This window comes from Campylobacter sp. CNRCH_2014_2849 (assembly GCF_025772845.1).
Classification (GTDB): Bacteria; Campylobacterota; Campylobacteria; order Campylobacterales; family Campylobacteraceae; genus Campylobacter_D; species Campylobacter_D lari_D.
Map to the genome: position 1 here is coordinate 54,103 of NZ_JAKMSW010000003.1, position 23,795 is coordinate 77,897.

The window sequence follows — 23,795 nt, forward strand, 5'->3', positions numbered from 1 at the left end:
TTCATTAATACTCCATTTTTTCTAATACCCTTAAGATATAAGTAGCAAACATTAGTGCTTGTGAGCGGTGTGAAATTTTTAATTTTACTTGCTCATCTAATTCACCTAAGGTTTTATCAAAACCTTTTGGGATAAACAAAGGATCATATCCAAAGCCATTATTACCCCTTGGAGTGTCAATAGCAAGGCCATGCATATATCCATGCGTGCTAAAATGTCCATATTTTGAGCTTATAGCTATGGCTGCAGTGTAAAAAGCTTTGCTTTGATGTAGATTTTTTTCATGTAAAGCTTGGATGAGCTTGTTTCTATTGGCCTCATCAGTGCCTTCTTGAGAGTATCTTGCAGAAAAAATCCCTGGCGCATTGTCTAAAGCCTCTACGCTTATACCACTATCATCGCTTAAGGTGATAAATTCATTTTGTTTTTTGCCTAAAGCATTAAAAATAGCTTTAGATTTTATCAAAGCATTTTCTTTAAAACTTGTGCCATCTTCGATGATTTCAAAAGGGGTGATGATTTCATTTAAGGCATAAATTTCATAAGTAGTTAAAAATTTTTTGATTTCTTCTACTTTGTGTGCGTTAGAAGTTGCTAGAATGATTTTTAATTTTTTCTTCATAAATTACTCTTTTTGTTTTGACTTTAAAAAAAGTTTATCAAAATCATAGTAAAATTATCCTTTATAAGGAGAAAAGATGTTAAAAACCGTTTTACCTTTGTCTTTTATTGTAGGAACTAGATTTTTTGGATTGTTTATAGTTTTACCGGTTTTAAGTTTATATGCTTTAAATTTAAAAGGAGCTAATGAGTTTTTAGTAGGGCTTTTAGTAGGTGTGTATGCTCTAACTCAAATGGCATTGCAAGTTCCTTTTGGTATTATTTCAGATAAAATAGGGCGTAAAAAAACTATGCTAATAGGACTTGTGGTGTTTATCATAGGTTCTTTGGTGTGTTCATATGCTGATGATATTTATACGATGATGTTTGGAAGGCTTTTACAAGGTGCAGGAGCCATAGGAGCAGTAGCTACTGCTATGATAAGTGATTTTATCAATGAAGAAAATCGTGGTAAGGCTATGGCTATCATGGGTTCATTTATAGGACTTTCTTTTGCAGCTTCTTTAGTGCTTTCTCCTTTAATGAGTGCTAAATTCGGACTTTCTAGTTTGTTTGATTTAAGTGCCATTTTAAGTCTAATTTGTATCGTGCTTTTATTTAGTGTTGTGCCAAAAGAGCATACAATAGTACATGAAAATACTAAAACCCCATTAAAAAAACTTTTAAAAGAAAAAAACTTAGCTTTGATGAATCTTACTAATTGTATGCAAAAAATGCTTATGAGTATTGCGTTTTTAAGTATTCCTTTGGTTTTGGTGCATGAGTTTAATTATCCAAGTGAGAATTTATGGCATGTTTATGTTAGCTCTATGGTGCTTGGGTTTTTAGCTATGGGTTTATCAGGATCTTTGGGAGAAAAAAGAGGCTTAAGTAAAGAGATATTGCTTTTAGGTGTGGCATTTTTTATCATTGCTTATATTATATTTGCTTTTTCGCATAATGCTTTAGTGTTTATGGTGGGTGTTGTAGTGTTTTTTATAGGATTTAATTTACATGAGCCTATTATGCAAAGCTGTGCGAGTAAATTTGCTAAGGTAAATGAAAAAGGTGCAGCTTTGGGTGTGTTTAATGCTTTTGGCTATTTTGGAAGCTTTTTAGGTGGTGTCGTTGGAGGGTATTTTTTACACCATTTTAGTTTAGTTGCTCTCGCTTTTATTTTGATAGCTTTGTCTGTAATTTGGTTTGTGTTGCTTTTGTTTTTACAAAGTCCAGCAGATTTTAAAAATGTCTATTTATCTTTAGAAACAAAACATGATTTAAATATGATTAAAGGCATAAATGGAGTTTTAGATGTGTATAAAAACTCTAAATTTTTAGTGATTAAATACAATAAAAAACTTACAAGCGAAGAAGAAATTTTAGCGATTATTGGAAAATAATCGCTTTTATACAAAATGCTTTTCTTTTAAAATCACATATAATTTTAAAGTAGAAATAAAGAAAGTTAAAATAGCAGGTCCAAGGATAATACCCCAAAAGCCAAAACTTGAAATTCCTGCTATCATCGCAAAGAAAATTAAAAGTTCGTTAATTTGTGTTGGAATTTGAACAAGTTTTTCATTGATCCATTTAATGATATAAGGTTTTACTAAAGTATCTGCGATAAAAGATATCATTACCACGCTATAAATGAAAATCACTAAAGCACCGCTTAGATTATTATTTGCAAATTCATATAAAGAGACAGGCACATAAACTAAGGCCCCACCTACCACAGGGATTAAAGAGCTAAAGCAAAATAATATTCCCATTAAAATCGCATCATAACCATAAAATTTAGTAATGATAGCAAAAAGCACCCCTTGTAAAATGGCATTTAGCACCATAGAATAAAACACCACAGACATTACATTACTCACTTCACTTAAAATGCCTTGAGTTTCTTCTTTTTTCATAGGCACTATGCTTTTTATATAGCCAATGAGTTGGGCTCCATAAAGATTAGCAAAGAAATAAAACACACAAATTAATACCATGTCAGTTAGAAATTTAGTGCCAAATTTAGTTGCGCTTGAAAGATAGGTTAAAACATTTTTAGAGATAGAATTTAAGTCAATACTTGCTAATGCTTCTTTGATTTTGGGTTCTATAAAGCTTAAAGATTCGGGTAGGTGTAGGGAATAATTTTTAAAATATTCTATGGTATTGTGAAAATAGCTTATATCAAAACCTTTTGCAGCCTTTGCTAGCTCTATAATAGCATATACAAAAGGGATAAAAAATAAAGCTAGCATAAAAGCAGTAGTAGCTGCTGCAGCAACGACTTTTTTACCTTTAAAAATACTTAAAAATTTAACATTAACATTAGAAGTAGAAACAGCCATTAAACTTGCTATGGCTATATTCATCAAAAAAGGTTTAAACAAAAAAAGTACCCAAAATAAAATGATCAAAATAAAACTAATCAAGAAAAAATTACTACTTTTCATCAAATAAACCTTTGTTATATTTTAATTTTAAAACATCAAAGCTTTTTAAGCTTGCAATGCGACCTTTGGCTGTTCTTTCTATATAGCCATTTGCTAGTAAATATGGCTCTATCACATCTTCTATGGTATTTTCATCCTCACTTAATGCTGCGGCTATACTAGAAAGTCCTATAGGTTTTCTTTTAGCTTCAGTTAAAAGTTCTAAATACCGCAAATCCATCGCGTCAAAACCAAGCTCATTTACCCCTAAGGAATCAAGTGCTTGTTTAGCTCTTTTTTCGCTAATGATTTCTTCATCATTTACATCAGCAAAGTCTCTTACACGCTTAAGCAATCTTAATGCTATTCTTGGGGTTGAGCGACTGCGTTTGGCTATTTCTAAAGAAGCTTTTTTTTCACAAGTTTTATTAAGCTTTAGAGCTGCTTTTTCTAAAATAATAGCAAGCTCTTCGTTTTTATAAAATTCCAAGCGAAATTGCATACCAAAGCGATCGCGTAAAGGATTACTTAGCATACCTGCTCTTGTAGTAGCACCTATTAAAGTAAATTTGGGCAAATCGATTTTGATTGTTTGTGCAGCAGGGCCACTACCGATGATAATATCAAGACGAAAATCCTCCATAGCAGGATAAAGCACTTCTTCTATTGCGGGACTTAAGCGATGAATTTCATCGATAAATAAAATATCTCCCTCGCTAAGATTAGTTAAAATCGCAGCTAAATCCCCGCTTTTTTCTATCATGGGTGCAGCAGTAGTTTTGATATTTGCATTCATTTCATATGAGATAATGTTTGCTAAAGTTGTCTTACCAAGTCCTGCAGGCCCACTAAAAAGGATATGATCTAGACATTCATTTCTTTTTTTAGCAGCTTTGATAAAAATTTCTAAATTTTTTTTAATATTTTCTTGTCCTATGTAGCCATCAAAATTTGAAGGTCTAAGACTTGTTTCATAAGTTTCATCAGGGGAGAATTTTTCAATCTCTACGATTCTATCCATATTTTTTCCATTTTATTTTGCTAAGAAATTTTAATTTTATCTAAAATTTGCTAAAATAAACATTTAAACTCAGATTATAGAAGTTTTTATGGGAATTTTAGAGCAATTAGAGTTAGATTACGAGCTTGAAGAAATCGAGCGTTTTTTGTATTTTTTTAGAAGTCTTTGTGATGTTTTAGAGCCTTTGATAGTAAAGCTAAGCAGTGATAGCTCAAAATACAAAGAAGCTTTAAAAGACTTAGAGCAAAATATCCACAATGTAGTTTGGGCTGCTAAAAGATTAAATTTAGATGAGATTGCAAATTTTTGCACATTTTGTGAGGAAATTATGCAAGAAGCAGCTAAATTTGATGGGCCTGCTAGCGATGAATTTGTGGATTGGATGTTTTTAGTGGGTGAGCAGCTTGATAGATATTGCAGTGATTATGAAAAAAATGCTTCTTTTTTAAGCGTATTTAACCCTCAAATTGCAAATGTTCCTGATAAAATTTCTAAATAACGGGGACGACTTGGCTTCGACAGGAGTAGAGTGGCCTTGGTGGCATGTCGCTTTGAGCAAAGCGTATAAAGCTCAAATTAAAATTAAACGCAAACAACGTTAAATTTGCTCCTGCTTACGCTAAAGCTGCGTAAGTTCAGTTGAGCCTGAATTTTAAGCGATACTATCTAGCTTAGGATTTGGTCATTTTCGATAGTGTAGATTGAAATTTGACAAGTTTTGATTGAAGTTAAAGTCTTAGTCTAGCTTGAAATTTTGGAAGGTGAGTTTGGCTAGATGAAATTTTCACCTTTGCTAAGCATGTAGATGCCGTGGTTGTTTTATTTTTGGACAGGGGTTCAATTCCCCTCGTCTCCACCAAAATTAATCTTTCATATATCAATTTATTAGAATTTAGTATTTTAATAATTTAATTTCATCAAAGGTTTCTTATTATTGATAGGACTTCAAGGAAGGCTTCTTTTAAGATAGATGGTAAGGTTTTTATTAATTCTAAATTTAAATTCATTATAAAGCTTGATAGTATTTCTTAGTATTTTAAAAAGTTCTTTTTGTTATCATTTTAAAAAATACTAAGGTTGTTCTATGAATTTTTATGAAGAAATTAAAAAATATCTTGATAATAATCTTTTTACCAACTATGCTCTAGAGGTGGATTTTCCAAATATTTATAATTTTACTAAAAATGAAAACACATATAAAACAACCTTAGATAATATAATCTGTCTATACAACGCCACTCAAAGAAATTTTCAAAATTATAACGAACATCAATTTGAAGATGAATTTATATCAAAAGTGTTAGACATTTTAGGGTGGAAATTTATAAGACAAGATGAAAAGATCATACAGGGTAAATTAGAAAAGCCCGATTTTTTGCTTTTTAGTGATGAAAATATAAAAGCAAATTATGAAAATTTAGACAAAGAAACAAAAAAATCAAGCAATGAATTCACTATTATCATGGAGTCAAAAGCCTATGATGTGCAAATAGATAATAAAAAAGTAAAAGAAAATCCCCATTTTCAAATTTTAAGATATCTTAGTAATCTTAAGAAAAATTATGGCTTTTTAACTAATGGTAGGTTTTGGCGTTTTTATGATAACTCTACACTTAGTGCAAACAAGGTATTTTATGAGATAAATTTAGAACAAATCATAAAAGATAAAAATTACCAAGCTTTTGCGTATTTTTATAGTATTTTTGCTTCAGCAAGTTATACGGAAGAAAAACACATAGAAAAATCTTTACAAGTTAATAAAGAATCAAAAATAAAAATAGAAGATGATTTAAAATCTATCATCTATGGAACTAATGGCAATGAATCTTTATTTGAATTTATAGGTTCTAAGATTTATAACAAAACTAAAGCTGATTTAAAGCTAATCTATGAAAATTCTTTATATTTTGTGTTTAGGCTTTTATTTATTGCTTATTTTGAAGATAAATTTGAAAATATCTTAGAAAAGCATAAATACTTCAAAAGCAAAATTAGCATAAAAACTTTATTGCAAAATTTAAGCGATGATGAAAGCTCAAGTGCTGGCTTTGGTGATTTAGAAATGATATTTCAAATTTATAATAAAGGCAAAGGCAATTTTGACATGCCTGTTTTCAATGGTGGGTTGTTTGATGAGAGCAAAACCACTCTTTTAAACACACCAAAGATTTTCAGCGATAAAGACTTGAAGAAAATTTTAGAACAATTATTATACTACAAAGATAAAAATTTAACTTTTAAAAGAGATTATAAAACCTTAAGTATAGAGCATTTAGGCACGATTTATGAAGGCTTGCTTTCTTACTTTTTTGAAGTAGCAAATGAAGATATTTACTATGTAAGCTATAAAGAAAAATCAAAAGAAATAGAGTGTTATTTTGATAATTATGACTTTAAAATTTTAGAAAAATCAAAAAAATTAGAAAAATACACTTTTTATAGAGAAGGACAAATTTATCTAAAAAATACTAGCAACTCAAGAAAAGCAAGTGCAAGCTTTTATACACCTCAATCCATAGCTAATTTTTTAATCCAAAGTGCTTTAAAAGACAAACTAAACAATGAAAACATTTTGAAATTTAAAATTCTAGACAATGCTTGCGGTAGTGGGCATTTTTTAGTTGCGGTTTTAAATGCTATCACGCATATTGTTTTATCAGATTTTGAACATTTTACAAATTTAAAGCAACTCCACGAACAAGAAAAAGAAAATATCGCAAATCATATAAAAGATTTCACGCAAGATTATGAGTTAGATGAAAGTGATGTTTTAAAACGACTTTTGCTAAAACGCATTATTTATGGAGTGGATTTAAATCCATTTAGTATAGAGCTTACTAAGCTTAGTCTTTGGATAGATAGTTTTATCTTTGGAACCCCACTTTCTTTTATAGAACATCACATAAAATGTGGCAATGCTTTGCTAGGCTCAAGTATAAGTGATTTTGAAAATTTAATAAAGCAAAATAAAGAAAATATTTTCACAAATTCCATTACTCAAGAATTTGAAATTTTGCAAGAAGTATTTGAAAAGCTTGATAATCTACAAGATACCAACGAAGAACAAATCAAACAATCCAAACAAATCTATCAAAATGAAATCATACCAAAACTTGATAAGTTAAATTTATATCTAAACTATATCAACTCACTTCATTTTGCTAACAAAGAAGAATTACAAATTCTAAAAGCCCTAAGTCAAGATGATATACAAAATTTAAGCCAAAATAAACAAGCAAAAGCTATCATTAGCAAATATCAAAAAGAATTTAACTTCTTTAATTATGAGTTAGAATTTCCTGAAATCATAGAAAATCAAGTCTTTAAAGGCTTTGATATCATCATAGGTAATCCACCTTGGGATAAAACTAAATTTAGTGATGATGATTTCTTTCCACAATATAAAAGCGATTATAGAAGCTTAATTGCTAGCAAGAAAAAAGAAATTCAAGACAATTTGCTAGCAAAAGATTATATAAAGCAAAATTACGAAAAACAAAAAGCATATATAAATGATTTAAACGAGTATTATAAAAAAGCTTATCTGCTAAATAAAGGTAGTGGAGATGGAAATTTATTTCGTCTTTTTGTAGAAAAAAATCTTTCTCTTTTAAAACAAGATGGAAATTTAGCTTATGTGCTTCCTAGTGCTTTGATGTTTGAAGATGGAAGTTTGACTTTAAGAAAAGAAATTTTAGAAAATAAAACTTTAGAATATTTTTATAGTTTTGAAAATAGACAAGCTATATTTGCTGATGTGGATTCAAGATATAAATTTGCTCTTATGCAAATAAAAAACACACAAGCAAATAATGCCCATAAAATCAAAACGATGTTTTATAAAACAGATATAAACTCATTAAAAAACAAAGATGAAATTTTAACTCTAAGTTTAGAAGATATCAAAAAGTTAAGCCCAACTCACTTAGCCTTAATGGAGCCAAAAGACAAGCAAGCTTTAGAAATTCTAAGAAAATCTTATAATGCTTTTCAAACCTTGTCTTTTGATTATATAGATTTTAGAAGAGAGCTTGATATGACAAATGATAAAGATTTATTTATAGAAGAGTTTAGGGAAGGACTTTTACCCTTATATGAAGGCAAAATGATACATCAATTTAATGCAAATTTTAGCCAAGCTATTTATTTTTTAGAAAAGGCTAAATTTGATGAGCGTTTAAAAAGCAAAGAACTTTTAAGAGCTAAAAAGGCCACCGGCAAAGAACTAAAGCCTGAATTGATAAAGTATGATAGAGAATTTTTTAGACTTACTTATAGAGCTGTTGCAAGCGATACAAATGAAAGAACCTTGATAGCTTCTTTATTACCAAAAAATTGTGGTTTTGGACATAGTATGTTTGCAAATGTACCAAAACTATATATTTTAAAAGATGATGAAATTTGTATAGATGTAGTGCCTTATGAAAGAATTTTATTTACTTTGGCTTTGTTTAATTCTTTAGTGGTTGATTTTATCATAAGAAATATGGTGCAAATCAATGTAAGCAAAACCTATTTAGAAAGAATTCCTCTGCCTCAACCAAGTGATAAAGAAATTCAAAACAATGAAATCTATAAAACTCTAGCTAAAAATGCCTTGCTTTTACAGCTTTATAATGATAAAAATCATCATTTTGATGAGCTAAAACAAGAATTTAACATAAAAGATGATGAAATTCCAAAAACTAAAAAAGCTTATGATGTCTTAAGAGCAAAAAATGATTTATTAGTTAAACAACTTTATAGTTTAAGTGATGATGAATTTTCTTACATGATAAGCACTTTTAAAGTCTTAAACGAAAAACAAAGCGAATATATAGCATTATTAAGGAATTAAGATGGGAGATAAATCTGTTTTAGAACAAATTATAGTTATTAGTCAAAATTTTAATAAAAATATAAAAAAACATGAAGATGATAGAGGGTTTTTATCTCAAAATATACTTAATGAGTTAAGGAATTTAATAGAGCATATTGCTTTGTATATTTACAATAGAGATACAAAGAATAATTTTAGTAGTCACTATGATAATATAAAAGTTGCAATTGTATATATAAGCGATAAAGCTAAATATGTAAATATTAGAAAAATGCATAATTTTTTACAAATAACATCTTCACATTACACTCCAGATGAGGAAACTTCAGAAAGATTGATGTTAAAATATATTTCTATTTTAATTAAAATAAAGCAATTTTGTAAAAATAATTTAAACTTAGATATCTTGCAAAATATATATGAATTTCCTATTAAGCTTGATAATCTAAGTTTGCAATATTATGAAAGAGTTGTAAATAAAATCAATAATACAAGTGTATTTGAAAGAGAAAGAACTGATAAATTTTATATACATAAAGTCAAGCCATTTGTTGTAGATAAAAAAATATATTATGAGATAACATTTGCATTAGCTAAAAACTATACAAGTAAATTTGATAAAATCATAGCTTTTTCAAAAGAATATATTCCTGATAATTATGCTGTTGAATTAAAACTATATGATACTAGTATATGGTTGAAATCATTTAAGATACCCATTATATTAATAATCAATTGGAATGTAAGCATAAGACCTTGTGAGTTAAAGAATTTTTGTGCTATTTTTGGATTAGCTAATGTTAATTTTACAAGAAATGCAAAGTATGAGAGAATCATGCAATTTTTAAAATACAATGAATTGAGCTTGCTAGATATTGTAAAATTAAATGATATAGAATATCAAAACATCAAGAATGAATTTAGTGAAAATAAATTTAATGATTTTTTTAAATGTCTTGATAAGACAAGGGATATTATTACAAATAATAAAAAAGGAAAAAATATCCTTAGTTATTTATTAAATAGTATGAACAATGTTGTTATAAAATATCAAAAAGGTGATTTTGCTAATGAAAAATTATCAAATTTATATTTAAAAAATTCCTCCATACCTTTTGAAGATATGCCTTTTTGTACTTCTTTGACAGGACATAATCCTAGATTAATTGACTTATATGAGTGTTTAGATGTGAAAGATAGAAAGCATGAATTATTAGCCAGAACTATTAAAAATAACTCTAAAATTCATGGAAACTTATATAAGGATATTGAGGATTTTGGGCAAATTTCTAAAGAAAGTATTTTAGAACTAGTTAGAAAACACAATGATTCTATTGAGTATAAAGACCATAAGCCAAAAAGACATATAGAAATATTATATGAAAAATATTTATATATTAATGAAGATGAAACAGCGATAAAAAATATTATTTTAAAGCTTAAAAATTTTACCCAAAGTGGCATAGAAAATTATCAAAAAGATATAGAAAAATGGCTAAAGAATAGCAACTTAGATTGTGAAGAAAAAAAGAATTTTCTAGAAAAAATGTTTTGCGATTCAAAATTAGCATTGATATATGGTGCAGCAGGAACAGGTAAAACCACATTAATAGAATATATTTCTAATTTTTTTAAAGATAAAAATATATTATTTTTGACAAATACTTACACAGCATTAGATAATATAAAAAGAAGAATAAAAAATCCATTATGGAGTTTTAATGTTGTATCTTCTTGCGTAAAAAAAAGAAAAGAGCAAGTATATGATGTTGTGATTATTGATGAGTGTAGTACGATTGATAATAAACATATGTTTGAATTTTTAGATAAAGTAAAATGTGATGTTTTGGTTTGTGTTGGAGATGTATATCAAATAGAAGCTATTGATTTTGGAAATTGGTTTTTATTTGCTCAAAACTTTTTTAAAGATAAGCAAATAGAGCTAAAACATATTTACAGAACTAATGATGAAAGATTGCAAGATTTATGGAAAGAAGTAAGAGAGCTAGGGGAAAATATACTTGAAAAGCTTTCTAAGAAAAAAATATCTGAAAAAATAGAAAATTTTAATTTTAATACGCAAAAAGAAGATGAGATTATTTTATGCCTTAATTATGGTGGGTTATATGGTGTAAATAATATAAATAGGCTTTTACAAGAAAATAATCCTAAACAATACATTCAATTTAATAGCTTATATTATAAAATAGACGATCCTATATTGTTTAATAATGAATCCTCTTCAAGATTTGGACAAGTCATTCACAACAACTTAAAAGGATCGATAGTAGATATAAAGAAAGGAAAAGGATGTGCTTTTTTTGTGGTAAATGTTTATAAAAATATAAGCGAAGAGAGTGAAAAAGATTTTAAAATTACTAAAAAATTTAATAATGAATATACAGAAATTACTTTTAGAGTAGATGAAATAAATTCTGATGAAGAGGATGAAAAAGAGCATGCTATTCCTTTTCAAGTAGCTTATGCTATTTCTATACATAAAGCACAAGGTTTAGAATATGATAATGTTTCTATAATTATTTCAGATGAAATAGAAGAACAAATAACACATAATATATTTTATACAGCTATAACAAGAGCTAAGAAAAGATTAAAAATATATTGGTCAGCCGAAACTGAAAATAAAATATTAAATTCATTAAAACTTAAAGATATTAAAAAGGATTATAATCTTTTGTCATCTAAGTTAAAATAAGTTTTCTTTGCAAGGCTATCCTTGCAAAGAATTTATACAAATAAAGAATTCACACTTTCATTATGATAAACTCTGCGTATTACCTCACCAAAAATAGGTGCTACGCTTAGGACTTTGATTTTATCCATTTGTTGTTTTAAAGGTATAGTGTCAGTTACTACTAGCTCATCAAGCGCATCTTTGGCTATTCTTTCATAAGCTACGCCACTAAGCACAGGGTGGGTACAGCAAGCTATAACTGACTTTGCACCTTTGCTTTTAAATACTTCAGCAGCTTTTACTATGGTTCCTGCTGTATCGATAATATCATCTACCAAAATTACTTCTTTATCTTTTACATCACCGATGACATTCATCACTTCGCTTTCATTAGCTTTTTCGCGTCTTTTATCTACTATAACTATATCAAGTCCTAAAGCTTTTGCTACGCTCCTAGCTCTTGCTATACCGCCTATATCAGGACTTGCGATGATAGGGTTTTTATAGTTTTTATTTTTAATATAATCATTAAAAATAATACTCCCATAAAGATTATCCACAGGTATATCAAAAAAGCCTTGAATTTGTCCAGCATGTAAGTCTATGGTAGCTACTCTATCCACACCGGCTGATTCTATAAGATTTGCTACTAATTTTGCAGTAATAGGCACCCTAGGACTTGCTTTTCTATCTTGTCTAGCGTAGCCAAAATAAGGGATGATAGCTGTGATAGAGCTTGCACTTGAGCGACGCAGAGCATCTGTCATGATTAAAAGTTCCATTAGATTATCATTTGTTGGAGCACAAGTACTTTGAATGATAAATACATCTTTACCACGCACGCTTTCATCTATTTGAATGCTAATTTCACCATCACTAAAACGCTTCACACCCGCATTGCTTAGAGGCAGTGAAAGGTATTTTGAGATTTTTTTAGCAAATTCCTCATTTGCTGAACCAGAAAATATTTTATATCCGCGCATATATAAGCCTTAGAAAGTTTTCTGTGATGATATAAAATTTTTTTTGAAAATACAATAAAACATATCAAAAGCCGTGCAATCTTTTTAAATCCGCATCAATAGGAAGTTTATTTCCGTCTTTATCTACACTTACATAAGTTACCACAGCTGAAGTTACATGCATGCAATATACACGGCCATAATCATTGGCTCTTTGGGTAACTACTTCTACTTCTACGGTGATAGAAGTATTACCTGCTTTGATGATTTTTGCATAGCAAGATACCAAATCACCTACGAAAATTGGTTCTTTAAAAATGATCTTATCCACTGCTACAGTTACTACTCTTTGCGGAGAAAGCTCCCTTGCTGCAATGGCTCCAGCTAGATCAATTTGTGACATGATCCAACCACCAAAGATATTACCAGCAGGGTTTGTATTGCTTGGCATAGCTATAACTCTTAGTTTAGGTTCTCCCATATCTTTCATACATTCTCCTTGTGTTTTAAAAAAAACATTATAATTAAGTTTTAAAAATAAAGAAAGGTAAAAAATGAATGATTTTAAGCAAATAGCAAAAATTGTGAAAAATAGGAAACAAAATATCAATAGTCTTTATAATATACTTCAAACTAATCAAAGTCATCCTTTGATAGATAGAGCTTTAGAACTAGCTAATCTTGAAAATGAAAAAAGCAATGTTTTAGCAATGTTGCGTCGTTTGGTGGATTTAAAAGAGGAAAATTTAGTCCAAGAACTTGAGAAAAAAGGTTTAAATGAAGAAGAAATTTCTCAAATAAAATATAAAGTTTTTTCTTTAGTAAGAGCCTTTTATGAAGTAGAACATCAAGATTTAATCGATGAGATTAAGAGTAAAAATTTACTTGATGAGTTTTATTTGGCTCTAGTTCAAGGTGTGCATAATATAGGCGTAGTTATGAATTCTTTTGAGCTTGTTTGGAGCAAGCAAATTTTAGATACAAATAATAAAATCCTAAAAGAACAATTTCCAAATTTAAGCGATGCTTTGGAGTTTTTAAAACAAAATGAGCTTTATCAGCTTAATCAAGATGGTGAAATTTGTGAAAGAAGTTATGGAGCTTTAGTTAAAATAGGAACACTTTGGAGATTTTTACCTTATGCAAAAGCTTTTGAAAATGAAGTTTTAAAGCTTGAATATGAGTTTGATAAACTTTTAGAAAAACTAAGAAATTGTGTGCTAGATGATGAAAAAAATGCTTATATTGATTATATAGAAAAATTAAAATTTGCATTTTGTGAAAAAGATAATAATGAAGTAGTTAAAAAATGGCAAGAAGCAGAGCTTGCGTGGATGGAAGTAAAATGTCCATTGCAAATTGGCCATCCTTTAGAATACTATGAAGATTCTTATACACATGCAGTAGCACTTGAGTGGGATATACGCTTAGAAGATGTGAGTGATTTTAATGGGAGCGAGTTTAAAGATAAAATCAAAGAAAGCTTTGCAATGGTGTATGCAAATTTAGATGAAGAAGGTGAAGCTTTGTTTGATGAAGTGAATTTTAATCTTGAAAAAACTCAGCTTTATATTTGTATGCCTATGATTTTTTATGGAGCAGAGCTTAAGGGGCTTTTTTCCGCTCAAGTAGTGCCAAATGATGAGTATGTAAGCAATATAGCAGGTAAAAAGATCTTTGCTTTTTTAAATTATGTTTATGAAAATGCTAAAACTAAGCCTTTTATGAAGCTTTCTTCTATGGTATTTGAAAAAGAATTTTTAGATTATGGTAGAGAAATTTTATTTTACAATGAAAAATTATGGAAAAGAATTTATGAAGTTTCTACCATAGGTCATGAGTTTGGGCATATTTTCTTTGTGGCAAATGATAGTGAAAAGAAAATGAATGAAAGTGGCGTGTTTAAAAATATAGAAGAGTTTAAAGCTACTGCGGGCGGGCTTGTGAATTTCTTTTTACATGAAGAAGATGATTTAAAGCTTCCTGTATTTTATGAGCTTATTAAAAGGGCTATAGGATTGATTGCTTGGCAAAGAGTAGAGGAGGTTAAGCCTTATTATACAGAAGGTTTGATTCATTTGTCATTGCTGTTTAAATCAGGGGTGTTATCTTTTGCAAATGAGAAATTAAACATTAAATTTGATGAGGAAGCTTACGAGAGTTTTAAGGCTGTGTTTATGCAAAATTATTATAAGCTGGCAAGACATTATATGTTAAAAGAAGATGCTAAAAATTATTTAGACGAATTTTGTGTTTTAGAAGATGAGGTGTTTTTACCACTTGATGAAGAGTGTAAGGAATTTGTAAAATACTACTATGAATTACACAAACTTTATGGCAATGAAATCGATGAAAGTGGAGAGTTTGAAAAATACTCTAATGCAAAATAAAATTTTATCAAGAAGAACTTAGCTTTCTTCTTGATATTTACTATTTTCTAATACTTTTTCCATATCTTTTTGCGTTTTTAAAATAGCTTTACTAAAGCCATTTAGTACTGAAAATGGAGCAAATTGTGCCGCTCTTTTTTCTCTTGACATTGGTGGAAATTGTTTTGATTTTTGATATTTTATATCTATTATATCTTTATAATCATCATGCATTATGACCTCCTATTAAAGAAGTAATTTCTTTAGTCTCATCATCCAAGCTTGAAGCTTTTAAAATAGCTTTTTTACCAAATTTTTGTATGATTTGAAGTCTTGCTTTTTGGAGCTTTTCTTCTTTTTCAAGTTGATTTTTCTCTTGTGAAATTGCATTAAAATCACTAAATAAATTTAATTCTTGGAATTTTTCTTGAGCTTTATCTGTGATATTATTTAAACTTAGGCTGATTTTTCTAATACTTAAGTTTTTATCATTGATTTTATAAAAAAGTTCTAAGGTTTTTTTATTGATGATTTTTAAAGAATGGGTAAAATTTTCTAAATTCATACTTCCGTGAGCATTTTTAGGTATAGCTCTTCCGTAATTATCTTTAGTAATAGCTCCTTTATAAGAACCTAAAAAACTTGAATTTTCTAAATTGCTTTTATCATATTGTATATCTAGTGTGATATGGTTTGTTTTAAGGTTATTTTGTATAAGTTCAAGTACCAAATGATCTACAAGTTCTTTTAAAACCTTTATTGTTTGATTATTATCATATGCAAAAGGTAAAACTTTAGCCATGATTTTAGAGTGATTTTGTGATTTGTAATTTTTAATATCTTTCATTGTGCAAGTTTCAATACCCCATGCATGATCGATCAAAAGTTCAGCATTAACACCAAAGTGTTTATAAAGCAAGTCTTCATGTTCTAAAGAAAATCTTGCAAGATCTCCCATAGTATGAATGTTTAAATCTGCAAGTTTTAAGGCAATGCCTTTACCTATACGCCAAAAATCTTTTAAAGGTTTATGCTGCCACAATTTATATCTATATAATTTTTCATCTAAAAAGGCTATAAGCAAGCCATTTTCATCTACTTTTTGTCTTTTAGCGAGTATATCCATAGCAATTTTAGCTAAGTATAAATTTGTGCCTATACCTGCTGTTGCGGTGATTTTACTTGTGTGTGAAATATCAAGTAAAACCTTAGCAAGTAGCTCATAAGCTGATAGTTTGTATTTTTCAAGATAAGAACTAAGATCGATAAAAACTTCATCAATAGAGTATATATGAATATCTTTAGCATCAAAATACTTCAAATAAATGCTGTATATTTTTGTGCTAAATTCTATATAAGTAGCCATTCTGGGCTTAGCAATAATGTAGTCTAATTCTAAATTTAAATCATTTTCAAGTTCTAATATACTAAAACTTTTAGCTTTAAAGTGGTGTTTTTGAGCTTGTTTTAGTCTTTCTTGGTTGATTGAATGGATTTTTTGTTTAAACTCAAAAAGCCTTAACCTACCGGGTATATTGTAAGTTTTTAGCGCAGGTGAAACTGCTAGTATGATGGTTTTGTCCGTTCTTGTTTTATCTGCTACAATAAGATTAGTTGTTAAAGGATCTAAATTTCTTAAAACACATTCAGCTGAAGCGTAAAAAGATTTCAAGTCAATAGAAGCGTAAATTTGCATAGTATGTGAAGCTTGCCTTTAGATTTATTAAGTTTTGATGGTATTAATTATAACAATAAAAATTGCTAAAATAGATGAAATAAAATGAAATTTATAAGGTGGCGGACAGAGAGGGATTTGAACCCTCGAGACCCGTTAAGATCTGCACCCTTAGCAGGGGTGTGGTTTCAGCCACTCACCCATCTGTCCGTATTAAAAGGGAAAGTATATCTTATTGTTTATAAGATATACCTTAAATTTATACACTGAAATAAGCTATGATTAAAGTTATAATAAAACCAGCACCTAAAACTGCTATTTGTTTACCTCTATCTTTGCGTATAGCTATAATAGTGATTAAAAGTCCTGAAATATAAAGTATTATCATAGCAAGTGCAAAAGCTAACCCAAGCACAGAAAAGTACCACATACCTTTATCTTTATGAAGCAAAATCATATTTCCAAGCAAGCTTCTATCTTTTGTTGTAATTTCATAGTCATTCTCATCTAATTTTATAATACTTGCTATATAATTTATAGTCCCAAGTTCTATGCCATCGCCTTTTTTGTTGAGTTTTGGTTCCAAAGATGAAGGAATTTTTAAGTTGTTTTTCTTTAAAAAATCAATTAAAAATTCAGCTTCAGCACCCTCTTGAATAATAGCTTGAACTTTGTAATTTTGAATTTTAGCTCCACTTTCTCCATCAAAACCAGCTATATAAGCAAAACCTGTGATTGCATATAAAAATGCAAGTGGTAAGAAAAATAAACTAATGTAAATGTGAATTTGTCTGAATAATTTGTTTTTATTCATTTTTACTCCTTTTTGAAAAATAATGAAAAGTATATTGATAGAAAATGAAGTGAAAGTAAAATTAATATTTTTTAAATTTACGAGCTAGGGTAAAAAAACTACGAACAATCCCATAAAGCACATATAAACTAGCAATAATCAATGCACTTTCTAAAAAATACAGATAAAGCATAGAAAATAAAATTACTAAAAGGATTAACACCTTCAAAACATTTGCTCTTTTTAGATCGATTTTCTTAAAACTTGGATACCTTATGTTGCTTACCATTAAAAAGGCTAGAAGCATTTGGATACATATTATTATTAAAGAAAAATCATGTAAAAAATCATAATATAAATAAGCACTTACCCATAAAGCACTTACAACTGCTGCTGTTGGTATAGGTAGACCTATAAAAACCGATGGTTCATAAGTTCCTGTTGTGACATTAAATCTTGCCAAGCGTATAGCGCCAAAAACTACAAATAAACCAGCTATTAATGAGCCAAAACGACCATATTCATAACCTATGCTCATATAAAAAAGCATAGCAGGTGCTACACCAAAGGCTATTAAATCAGCTAGTGAGTCAAACTCAACTCCAAATTTAGAAGTAGAGTTGGTAGCTCTTGCAACGCGTCCATCTAAACCATCGCAAATTAATGATAAAATGATATAAATTAATGCTTTATCAAAGTTTTGATTAATAGAAGCAATCACTGAAATAATACCTAAAAATATGGAAGCGGCTGTAAAAAGATTAGGTAAAATATAAATTAGTTTAAAATTCATGATTTAAATACCCTATTAATGTACCAATGCGTACTTTATCATTTTCATTTACGCAAATTCTAGTGTCTTTTGGAAGTAATAAACTCACACTGCCATCAAACATAAAACCTATATTTTGTCCATGGCTTAAATGATGACCAAAATCATCAATATGAGCTTTTCTATTTAATGCTCCAAAAATAACGCGTAATGCCCATTGTTTGCTCTTGGAATTAGCTAAAAACAACATTCTTTCACCCATTAAATTTGTATTTTTTATAAATGGACATAAAAAAAGTCCATGCCTTATTCTAGTTTCTTCTATATTCATATCAAGCGGAGCTATGATATTTCCTTGGGAAAAAATATTATTGATAATTTGCACTTCTATACACTCGCCAAGCTCTTTATATGAGCTTGTTTTGATACATTTGATTTTTCCTTCTATGGGAGCTATAATGGTGTTTGGATCTGCTATATAATCAATTTTTTTAGTTCTAAAAAGATAAATAAAAAATATAAAAATACACCATAAAAGCCAAGAAAATCCCCATATAAATTGAAATATTGCAAAAACTATAGCTAGAACTATAAGCAAACTCCAACCAGTTTTTGCAATAAAATTTGTTTTCATTAGTTTTCCTTAGTAGCTTCTTGCTCTTTTTCTTCTAGGCGTGTTGGAAGATTATTTTCTTCTTCATAGTTTTTAATAATCTCTCTTACTTTGGCACCATCAATAGTTTCTTCTTCATAGAGTGCTTGCACCATCACCTCTATAGCACCGCTATAGGTTTTTAAAATTTCTTTTACACCTGCATAGCGTTCATCCAATGTTTTCTTTACATACTCATCTAAATCTTGAGCCATTTTATCAGAATAATCTTTTACAGTTTGCCCACCACTTAAGAAAGTATTTCTTTGCTTTTCAAGTACCATTAAGCCAGCAATTTCACTCATACCATACATAGAAATCATAGCTTTGATAATATCAGTTGCACGCTCAAGGTCATTGCTTGCACCTGTTGAAATTTCTTTAATGAAAATTTCTTCAGCTGCACGTCCTCCTAAAAGCACATCAACTTCAGCTAAAAGTTCATGTTTTTGCATTAAAAATTTATTTTCTTCAGGGGTATTGAGTGTATATCCTAAAGCTGCTAAACCACGAGGAATAACAGAAACTTTACTTACTTTTTTAGCACCTTTTGTAGTTTCAGCTATTAAAGCATGGCCGCACTCATGATAAGTTACGATTTTTTTCTCTTTATCATTAATTCTGCGTGATTTTTTCTCAAGTCCTGCTATGGCTCTTTCTACTGCCTCTACTAAGTCTTTTTGCTCCACATGTTTTTTAGAATCCCTACCTGCAAGCAAAGCCGCTTCATTAATGATATTTGCCAAATCAGCACCCGCAAGACCTGCTGTTAATCTTGCAATATCTTCTACTTTTACTTCAGGTGAAATTTTAACATCTTTCATATGGACTTTTAAAATATCACATCTACCTTTAAAATCAGGCTTATCTACCAAAACTTGCCTATCAAAACGCCCCGGTCTAAGTAGTGCTGCATCAAGTACTTCAGGGCGATTTGTCGCTGCTAGAACAATTACTGGTGAGCTTTCGGTACCAAAACCATCCATTTCAGCTAGAAGTTGATTTAAAGTTTGCTCTCTTTCATCATTTCCGCCCATCATACCGCTTGCTGCACGTGATTTACCTATAGCATCGATTTCATCTATAAATACAATAGCTGGAGCTTCTTTTTTAGCATTTTCAAATAAATCTCTAACCCTGCTAGCACCAACACCAACAAACATTTCTATAAAAGATGAACCTGATACGCTAAAAAATGGCACATCAGCTTCGCCTGCTACTGCTTTTGCAAGCAAAGTTTTACCTGTACCTGGAGGACCAACAAGCAAAAGTCCTTTTGGAATTTTTGCTCCAAGATTGATGTATCTTTCAGGATATTTTAGAAAATCAACAATTTCTTTAACTTCTTCTTTTGCTTCTTCAACACCTGCAACATCATTAAATTTAACCTTCGGTTTTTCTGAATTTACAAGTTTTTTAGAACTTCCTATACCAAGTATAGATCCACCCATATTTTTTTGCATACGAGAAGCTAAAAACATCCATATACCAAAGAAAATAAATACTGGCAAAACCCAAGAAAGTAAGATATCTATAAACCAATTGCTTTCATTAAAAGCACCATAGGAAACGCCTTTTGAGTCAAGTAAAGGAACAAAAGTAGCATCGTTTGGAACTTTTTTGGTAATATATACCATATTTCCTGCTTTAGATACAGCTTTTATAGTAGTTTGACCTATATTAACTTGGGCAATTTGATTATTTTCAATTAAAGTTTTTAATTCAGAATAAGTAACTTTTTTAGTGTTTTCTCCGCCCATAATACCCATGCTACCATCATCTGAAAATCCTTTAAATAAAAGAATCATCACAATGGCAAAAATGGCAAAAATAAAAATGGGATTTTTGTTAAAAAAGTTATTATTGTTTTGATTATCTTTTAAATCATTTGGTTTTTTATTCATTATTGCAATTCCTTTTTATAAACTAAACTCAACCATTCTCCTTTGTGTTTGCATTCTAACAAAGTGAAATCTTTGAATTTATTTTTAATCCTTTCTTCATATTTATTTAATATACCAGATAAGATCAAAATTCCACCTTCTTTGGTTTTTTCTTTAAGATCTTTTTCTAGTATGATCAATATATCGGCAATGATATTTGCCACAACTATATCATATTTATGTAAGCTTTTATTAATAGAACCTACCCAAATATCATCAAAGCTAACTTGATTTAATTTTGCGTTTTCTTTACTTGCAACTATAGCTAATTCATCTGTATCGCAAGCTTGTACTTTGGCTCCAAGTTTTGCCATGATAATGCTTAAAATTCCACTTCCACAACCCACATCTAAACAAAATTTGGAATTATCTGTATATTTTTGTAGAAATTCTATACAAGTATAAGTACTCTCATGATGTCCTGAGCCAAAAGCTAGAGCAGGATCTATAATGATATTAATTTTATCTTGTTTAGCTTCTTGCCAAGTGGTGTGAATATGGATATTATCGATCGTCAAAGCTTGTATACCTTTTTTATACTCTTCTATCCAATTTTTATTTTCTTTTTTTTCTAAGGTAGAGTGGAAATTAATATGAGTATTTAGTTTTTGACATAATTTTTGATGAAAATCATGCAAGGCTATTTTAATGAGTTCTATATCTTCTTCTGATCTTATATAAATACCATTGTTTTTTTCTTCTATAGCGTCTATCTCTAGAGAAAAGATAAGATCAAGGAATAAATCTAAATATTCCTTGTCTGTTTGAAAAAAAAGTTCGTAATAATGTGTTTGCATAAAAACTTATAATTAGCCTTCGTTTGTTCCTAAAACATCTTCAAGTTTTTCTTTTAACACTTGAGGAGTAAAAGGTTTTACAATATAGTTATTTACGCCTGCTTTTAAGGCGGTAATAACTTCTGCTTTACCACCTTCTGTAGTTACCATAATAATTGGCATATCAGCATATTTTTCTTCTGCTCTTACTTTTTTTACTAATTCCAAGCCATTCATTTCAGGCATATTCCAGTCAGTAATTAAAATTTTAATATCATCATTTTGTGAAAGTAAATCCCAAGCTTCAACCCCGTGTTCAGCTTCTAAAACATCCTTGTGGCCTAATCTTACAAGGGTATTTTTGATTATTCTTCTCATGGTAGAACTATCATCAACTACTAATAACTTCACTTTTTTTCCTTTATCTTGATGTAATTACATAAAACTGTAATTGTATCGTTTTTATTTTTATTAATCAATTAAAAGTTTATATTATATCATTTTAAAATAAAATTAGAATTTAATCACTCTCCGTTTTTATTGTGATTAAATTCAGGCACAATCTCCTTTAAAACTTTTGCAGGATTTGTGCTTTGGAGTAATTTTTCTATTTCTTGATTTAAAATTTTTAAATCTTTAAGATCACTAGTGGTAACAAATATACTTTCATATTGAGTTTTTAAATCATTTTCATGGATTAAAAGCTCTTCGTAAAGTTTTTCACCTTTTCTAAGTCCAGTGATTTTGATTTCTAACTTTTTATTAGAAAGTAAAAGCATTTTTTTAGCTAAATCCATGATTTTAACAGGCTCACCCATATCAAGTACAAATAATTCCCCACCTTTGGCAATAGCCGCAGCTTGTAAAACAAGTTGCACAGCCTCATCTACTAACATAAAATAACGCACTATATCAGGATGAGTAAGAGTAAGTGGCTCATTAGCTGCAATTTGAGCTTTAAATTTAGGTATTACACTTCCACTTGACCCTAAAACATTACCAAAACGCACACAAGCTACTTCAAAATTTTCACAACTTGAGCTTAATGTATAAAGTTCACAAATTCTTTTTGTGCAACCCATGATGTTAGTCGGTCTTACAGCCTTATCAGTGCTTATCATAACAAATTTAGCAACCTTATAAGCTTTTGCAAGATCGATTAAATTTTTAGTACCTATGATGTTATTTAAAATAGCTGAATGTGGATTTTGCTCACATAAAGGCACATGTTTGTAAGCTGCTGCATGTAAAATCAAATCTATGTTTTTTTCTTGTAAAAGTTTTTCTAACGCTTCTTTGTCTAATATACTCATCATAATAGGTTCGATTTTTTCTTTATGTAAGCTTAATTCTTCATTTATTTTATATAAATTATACTCACTATGATCAAGCATGATTAAGTGTTTTGCACCAAATTTAATGCATTGTTTGCAAAGCTCACTTCCTATAGTTCCACCAGCTCCACTAACTAAAACTACTTTATCTTTGATAAAATCAATCACGCAAGCATTATCCAAATCTTTTGGCTTACGCGCCAATAAATCTTCGATACTTATATCTCTTGCTTCATTTTGCGTAAAAGAAAAAAGCTTTATATCGTTAATCCCATAAGCAATGAGTTCGTCAAAAAGCTTTTTTAATTCTTCTTGCTCAAGTTTTAAAGCAATGATAGCAGTATGAATTCCTTCAGCGGTATATTTTCTGATTGCTTCTTTTTCTTCAACTATAAATTTATCACAATAAGTACCTATTAAATTTTTACGCTCATCTACCACAGCTACAGGAAAAAGTCCTAAGCTCCCTTCTTTAGCTCCTTTTAATAAATGCAAAGCCTTTGAAGTGGCGCCAACTACTATACAAGGATGTTCTTCGTTGTATTTTGGCTTTCTAAAATCAACTATCATTCTTTTGCTTATACGCAAACTTCCAATTAGCATACAAGATAAAACAAAGTCTATTCCTATAACGCTTCTTGGAAAAGGATTAAAAAAATCATCATAAAAATAATAAATTGCTAAAAATACAAGCTCAGCCAAAGCTAAAGCGATGACTAATTTACGCGCTTCATTAAGGGAGAAAAATCTCCAAGCAACTTGATAAATTTTAAAAAAAGCTAGAAAAATGATTTTAAGTAAAATCAAAATCACAGCACTTTTAAACATACCTTCATAAAATTCACTTGGGATGTCTGCACTAAAGCGTAAAGAAAAAGACAAATAAATACTTATAACAAAAAGTAAAATATCAGCACCTAGAAAAAATCCTAAGCGTTTGCTTTTATAATCCATC

The 23,795-nt window shown here is 29.4% G+C and carries 19 protein-coding genes, 1 tRNA gene and 1 other RNA gene; 6 read left to right on the top strand and 15 right to left on the bottom strand.

The window, feature by feature from the left end; translation table 11 throughout:
- Nucleotides 1–4: 4 nt before the first annotated feature.
- Nucleotides 5–622: an RdgB/HAM1 family non-canonical purine NTP pyrophosphatase gene (rdgB, locus tag L8X33_RS02815; protein ID WP_263662584.1), complete on the bottom strand. Its 618-nt coding sequence runs from the start codon at nt 620–622 to the stop codon at nt 5–7.
- 76 nt (nt 623–698) lie between these two features.
- Between rdgB and L8X33_RS02820 the strand changes: the two genes are divergently transcribed.
- Nucleotides 699–2,000 carry an MFS transporter gene (locus L8X33_RS02820; protein ID WP_263669897.1) on the top strand — a complete coding sequence of 434 codons (1,302 nt, stop codon included), beginning with the start codon at nt 699–701 and terminating at the stop codon, nt 1,998–2,000.
- Nucleotides 2,001–2,006: 6 nt separating this feature from the next.
- Here L8X33_RS02820 and L8X33_RS02825 read toward each other — a convergent pair whose 3' ends face one another.
- The gene (locus L8X33_RS02825) at nt 2,007–3,050 is read right to left on the bottom strand and encodes an AI-2E family transporter (RefSeq protein ID WP_133319757.1); all 1,044 of its coding nucleotides are present in this window, start codon (nt 3,048–3,050) and stop codon (nt 2,007–2,009) included.
- A complete protein-coding gene (gene ruvB / locus L8X33_RS02830; RefSeq protein WP_220566281.1) occupies nt 3,040–4,050 on the bottom strand; it encodes a Holliday junction branch migration DNA helicase RuvB in 1,011 nt (336 codons plus the stop codon). Before ruvB ends, L8X33_RS02825 begins: the two co-directional genes overlap by 11 nt.
- An 88-nt stretch (nt 4,051–4,138) precedes the next feature.
- On the opposite strand from ruvB, the gene L8X33_RS02835 reads away from it, so the two are divergent.
- The 4 genes from L8X33_RS02835 (at nt 4,139) to L8X33_RS02850 (ending at nt 11,585) form a co-directional block, all read left to right on the top strand.
- Nucleotides 4,139–4,549 carry a hypothetical protein gene (locus tag L8X33_RS02835; protein WP_039619086.1) on the top strand — a complete coding sequence of 137 codons (411 nt, stop codon included), beginning with the start codon at nt 4,139–4,141 and terminating at the stop codon, nt 4,547–4,549.
- Nucleotide 4,550: 1 nt separating this feature from the next.
- Nucleotides 4,551–4,909: a transfer-messenger RNA gene (gene ssrA / locus L8X33_RS02840) on the top strand.
- 225 nt (nt 4,910–5,134) lie between these two features.
- Nucleotides 5,135–8,887, top strand: a complete 3,753-nt coding sequence (locus L8X33_RS02845) for a class I SAM-dependent DNA methyltransferase (protein ID WP_263669898.1) — start codon at nt 5,135–5,137, stop codon at nt 8,885–8,887.
- 1 nt (nt 8,888) lies between these two features.
- Nucleotides 8,889–11,585, top strand: coding sequence for an AAA family ATPase (locus tag L8X33_RS02850; protein WP_263669899.1), 2,697 nt, complete (start codon nt 8,889–8,891; stop codon nt 11,583–11,585).
- 32 nt (nt 11,586–11,617) lie between these two features.
- Here L8X33_RS02850 and L8X33_RS02855 read toward each other — a convergent pair whose 3' ends face one another.
- Nucleotides 11,618–12,547 carry a ribose-phosphate pyrophosphokinase gene (locus tag L8X33_RS02855; protein WP_039619082.1) on the bottom strand — a complete coding sequence of 310 codons (930 nt, stop codon included), beginning with the start codon at nt 12,545–12,547 and terminating at the stop codon, nt 11,618–11,620.
- A 64-nt stretch (nt 12,548–12,611) separates the two neighbouring features.
- Nucleotides 12,612–13,016, bottom strand: a complete 405-nt coding sequence (locus tag L8X33_RS02860; RefSeq protein WP_133319755.1) for an acyl-CoA thioesterase — start codon at nt 13,014–13,016, stop codon at nt 12,612–12,614.
- Between the two features lie 64 nt (nt 13,017–13,080).
- Between L8X33_RS02860 and ciaB the strand changes: the two genes are divergently transcribed.
- Nucleotides 13,081–14,916 carry an invasion protein CiaB gene (gene ciaB, locus L8X33_RS02865; RefSeq protein ID WP_263660187.1) on the top strand — a complete coding sequence of 612 codons (1,836 nt, stop codon included), beginning with the start codon at nt 13,081–13,083 and terminating at the stop codon, nt 14,914–14,916.
- A gap of 18 nt (nt 14,917–14,934) precedes the next feature.
- Here ciaB and L8X33_RS02870 read toward each other — a convergent pair whose 3' ends face one another.
- The 10 genes from L8X33_RS02870 to pglF form a co-directional block, all read right to left on the bottom strand.
- Nucleotides 14,935–15,129, bottom strand: a complete 195-nt coding sequence (locus tag L8X33_RS02870) for a hypothetical protein (protein WP_220567232.1) — start codon at nt 15,127–15,129, stop codon at nt 14,935–14,937.
- Nucleotides 15,122–16,591, bottom strand: coding sequence for a DNA methylase (locus tag L8X33_RS02875; RefSeq protein WP_263669900.1), 1,470 nt, complete (start codon nt 16,589–16,591; stop codon nt 15,122–15,124). The genes L8X33_RS02870 and L8X33_RS02875 overlap by 8 nt, the downstream gene beginning before the upstream one ends.
- Before the next feature lie 99 nt (nt 16,592–16,690).
- Nucleotides 16,691–16,780: transfer RNA gene (locus L8X33_RS02880), tRNA-Ser, on the bottom strand.
- Nucleotides 16,781–16,829: 49 nt separating this feature from the next.
- A complete protein-coding gene (locus tag L8X33_RS02885) occupies nt 16,830–17,384 on the bottom strand; it encodes a hypothetical protein (RefSeq protein WP_133319744.1) in 555 nt (184 codons plus the stop codon).
- Between the two features lie 61 nt (nt 17,385–17,445).
- Nucleotides 17,446–18,156: a CDP-diacylglycerol--serine O-phosphatidyltransferase gene (gene pssA, locus L8X33_RS02890; protein WP_133319743.1), complete on the bottom strand. Its 711-nt coding sequence runs from the start codon at nt 18,154–18,156 to the stop codon at nt 17,446–17,448.
- Nucleotides 18,146–18,769: a phosphatidylserine decarboxylase gene (locus tag L8X33_RS02895; RefSeq protein WP_263669901.1), complete on the bottom strand. Its 624-nt coding sequence runs from the start codon at nt 18,767–18,769 to the stop codon at nt 18,146–18,148. Before L8X33_RS02895 ends, pssA begins: the two co-directional genes overlap by 11 nt.
- A complete protein-coding gene (ftsH, locus tag L8X33_RS02900) occupies nt 18,769–20,691 on the bottom strand; it encodes an ATP-dependent zinc metalloprotease FtsH (RefSeq protein WP_263664935.1) in 1,923 nt (640 codons plus the stop codon). Before ftsH ends, L8X33_RS02895 begins: the two co-directional genes overlap by 1 nt.
- Complete coding sequence (locus L8X33_RS02905; RefSeq protein ID WP_133319740.1) at nt 20,691–21,527, bottom strand: 50S ribosomal protein L11 methyltransferase; 837 nt, start codon at nt 21,525–21,527, stop codon at nt 20,691–20,693. Before L8X33_RS02905 ends, ftsH begins: the two co-directional genes overlap by 1 nt.
- A 12-nt stretch (nt 21,528–21,539) precedes the next feature.
- Nucleotides 21,540–21,917 carry a chemotaxis response regulator CheY gene (locus L8X33_RS02910; RefSeq protein ID WP_039619063.1) on the bottom strand — a complete coding sequence of 126 codons (378 nt, stop codon included), beginning with the start codon at nt 21,915–21,917 and terminating at the stop codon, nt 21,540–21,542.
- A 113-nt stretch (nt 21,918–22,030) separates the two neighbouring features.
- Complete coding sequence (gene pglF, locus L8X33_RS02915; RefSeq protein WP_263669902.1) at nt 22,031–23,794, bottom strand: UDP-N-acetylglucosamine 4,6-dehydratase (configuration-retaining); 1,764 nt, start codon at nt 23,792–23,794, stop codon at nt 22,031–22,033.
- Nucleotide 23,795 lies beyond the last annotated feature (1 nt).

What these genes read in the sequence shown, in the direction of transcription:
- rdgB (WP_263662584.1), bottom strand. Translation starts at nt 622, where the DNA reads ATGAAGAAAAAATTAAAAATCATTCTAGCAACTTCTAACGCACACAAA.
- L8X33_RS02820 (WP_263669897.1), top strand. Translation starts at nt 699, where the DNA reads ATGTTAAAAACCGTTTTACCTTTGTCTTTTATTGTAGGAACTAGATTT.
- L8X33_RS02825 (WP_133319757.1), bottom strand. Translation starts at nt 3,050, where the DNA reads ATGAAAAGTAGTAATTTTTTCTTGATTAGTTTTATTTTGATCATTTTA.
- ruvB (WP_220566281.1), bottom strand. Translation starts at nt 4,050, where the DNA reads ATGGATAGAATCGTAGAGATTGAAAAATTCTCCCCTGATGAAACTTAT.
- L8X33_RS02835 (WP_039619086.1), top strand. Translation starts at nt 4,139, where the DNA reads ATGGGAATTTTAGAGCAATTAGAGTTAGATTACGAGCTTGAAGAAATC.
- L8X33_RS02845 (WP_263669898.1), top strand. Translation starts at nt 5,135, where the DNA reads ATGAATTTTTATGAAGAAATTAAAAAATATCTTGATAATAATCTTTTT.
- L8X33_RS02850 (WP_263669899.1), top strand. Translation starts at nt 8,889, where the DNA reads ATGGGAGATAAATCTGTTTTAGAACAAATTATAGTTATTAGTCAAAAT.
- L8X33_RS02855 (WP_039619082.1), bottom strand. Translation starts at nt 12,547, where the DNA reads ATGCGCGGATATAAAATATTTTCTGGTTCAGCAAATGAGGAATTTGCT.
- L8X33_RS02860 (WP_133319755.1), bottom strand. Translation starts at nt 13,016, where the DNA reads ATGAAAGATATGGGAGAACCTAAACTAAGAGTTATAGCTATGCCAAGC.
- ciaB (WP_263660187.1), top strand. Translation starts at nt 13,081, where the DNA reads ATGAATGATTTTAAGCAAATAGCAAAAATTGTGAAAAATAGGAAACAA.
- L8X33_RS02870 (WP_220567232.1), bottom strand. Translation starts at nt 15,129, where the DNA reads ATGCATGATGATTATAAAGATATAATAGATATAAAATATCAAAAATCA.
- L8X33_RS02875 (WP_263669900.1), bottom strand. Translation starts at nt 16,591, where the DNA reads ATGCAAATTTACGCTTCTATTGACTTGAAATCTTTTTACGCTTCAGCT.
- L8X33_RS02885 (WP_133319744.1), bottom strand. Translation starts at nt 17,384, where the DNA reads ATGAATAAAAACAAATTATTCAGACAAATTCACATTTACATTAGTTTA.
- pssA (WP_133319743.1), bottom strand. Translation starts at nt 18,156, where the DNA reads ATGAATTTTAAACTAATTTATATTTTACCTAATCTTTTTACAGCCGCT.
- L8X33_RS02895 (WP_263669901.1), bottom strand. Translation starts at nt 18,769, where the DNA reads ATGAAAACAAATTTTATTGCAAAAACTGGTTGGAGTTTGCTTATAGTT.
- ftsH (WP_263664935.1), bottom strand. Translation starts at nt 20,691, where the DNA reads ATGAATAAAAAACCAAATGATTTAAAAGATAATCAAAACAATAATAAC.
- L8X33_RS02905 (WP_133319740.1), bottom strand. Translation starts at nt 21,527, where the DNA reads ATGCAAACACATTATTACGAACTTTTTTTTCAAACAGACAAGGAATAT.
- pglF (WP_263669902.1), bottom strand. Translation starts at nt 23,794, where the DNA reads ATGGATTATAAAAGCAAACGCTTAGGATTTTTTCTAGGTGCTGATATT.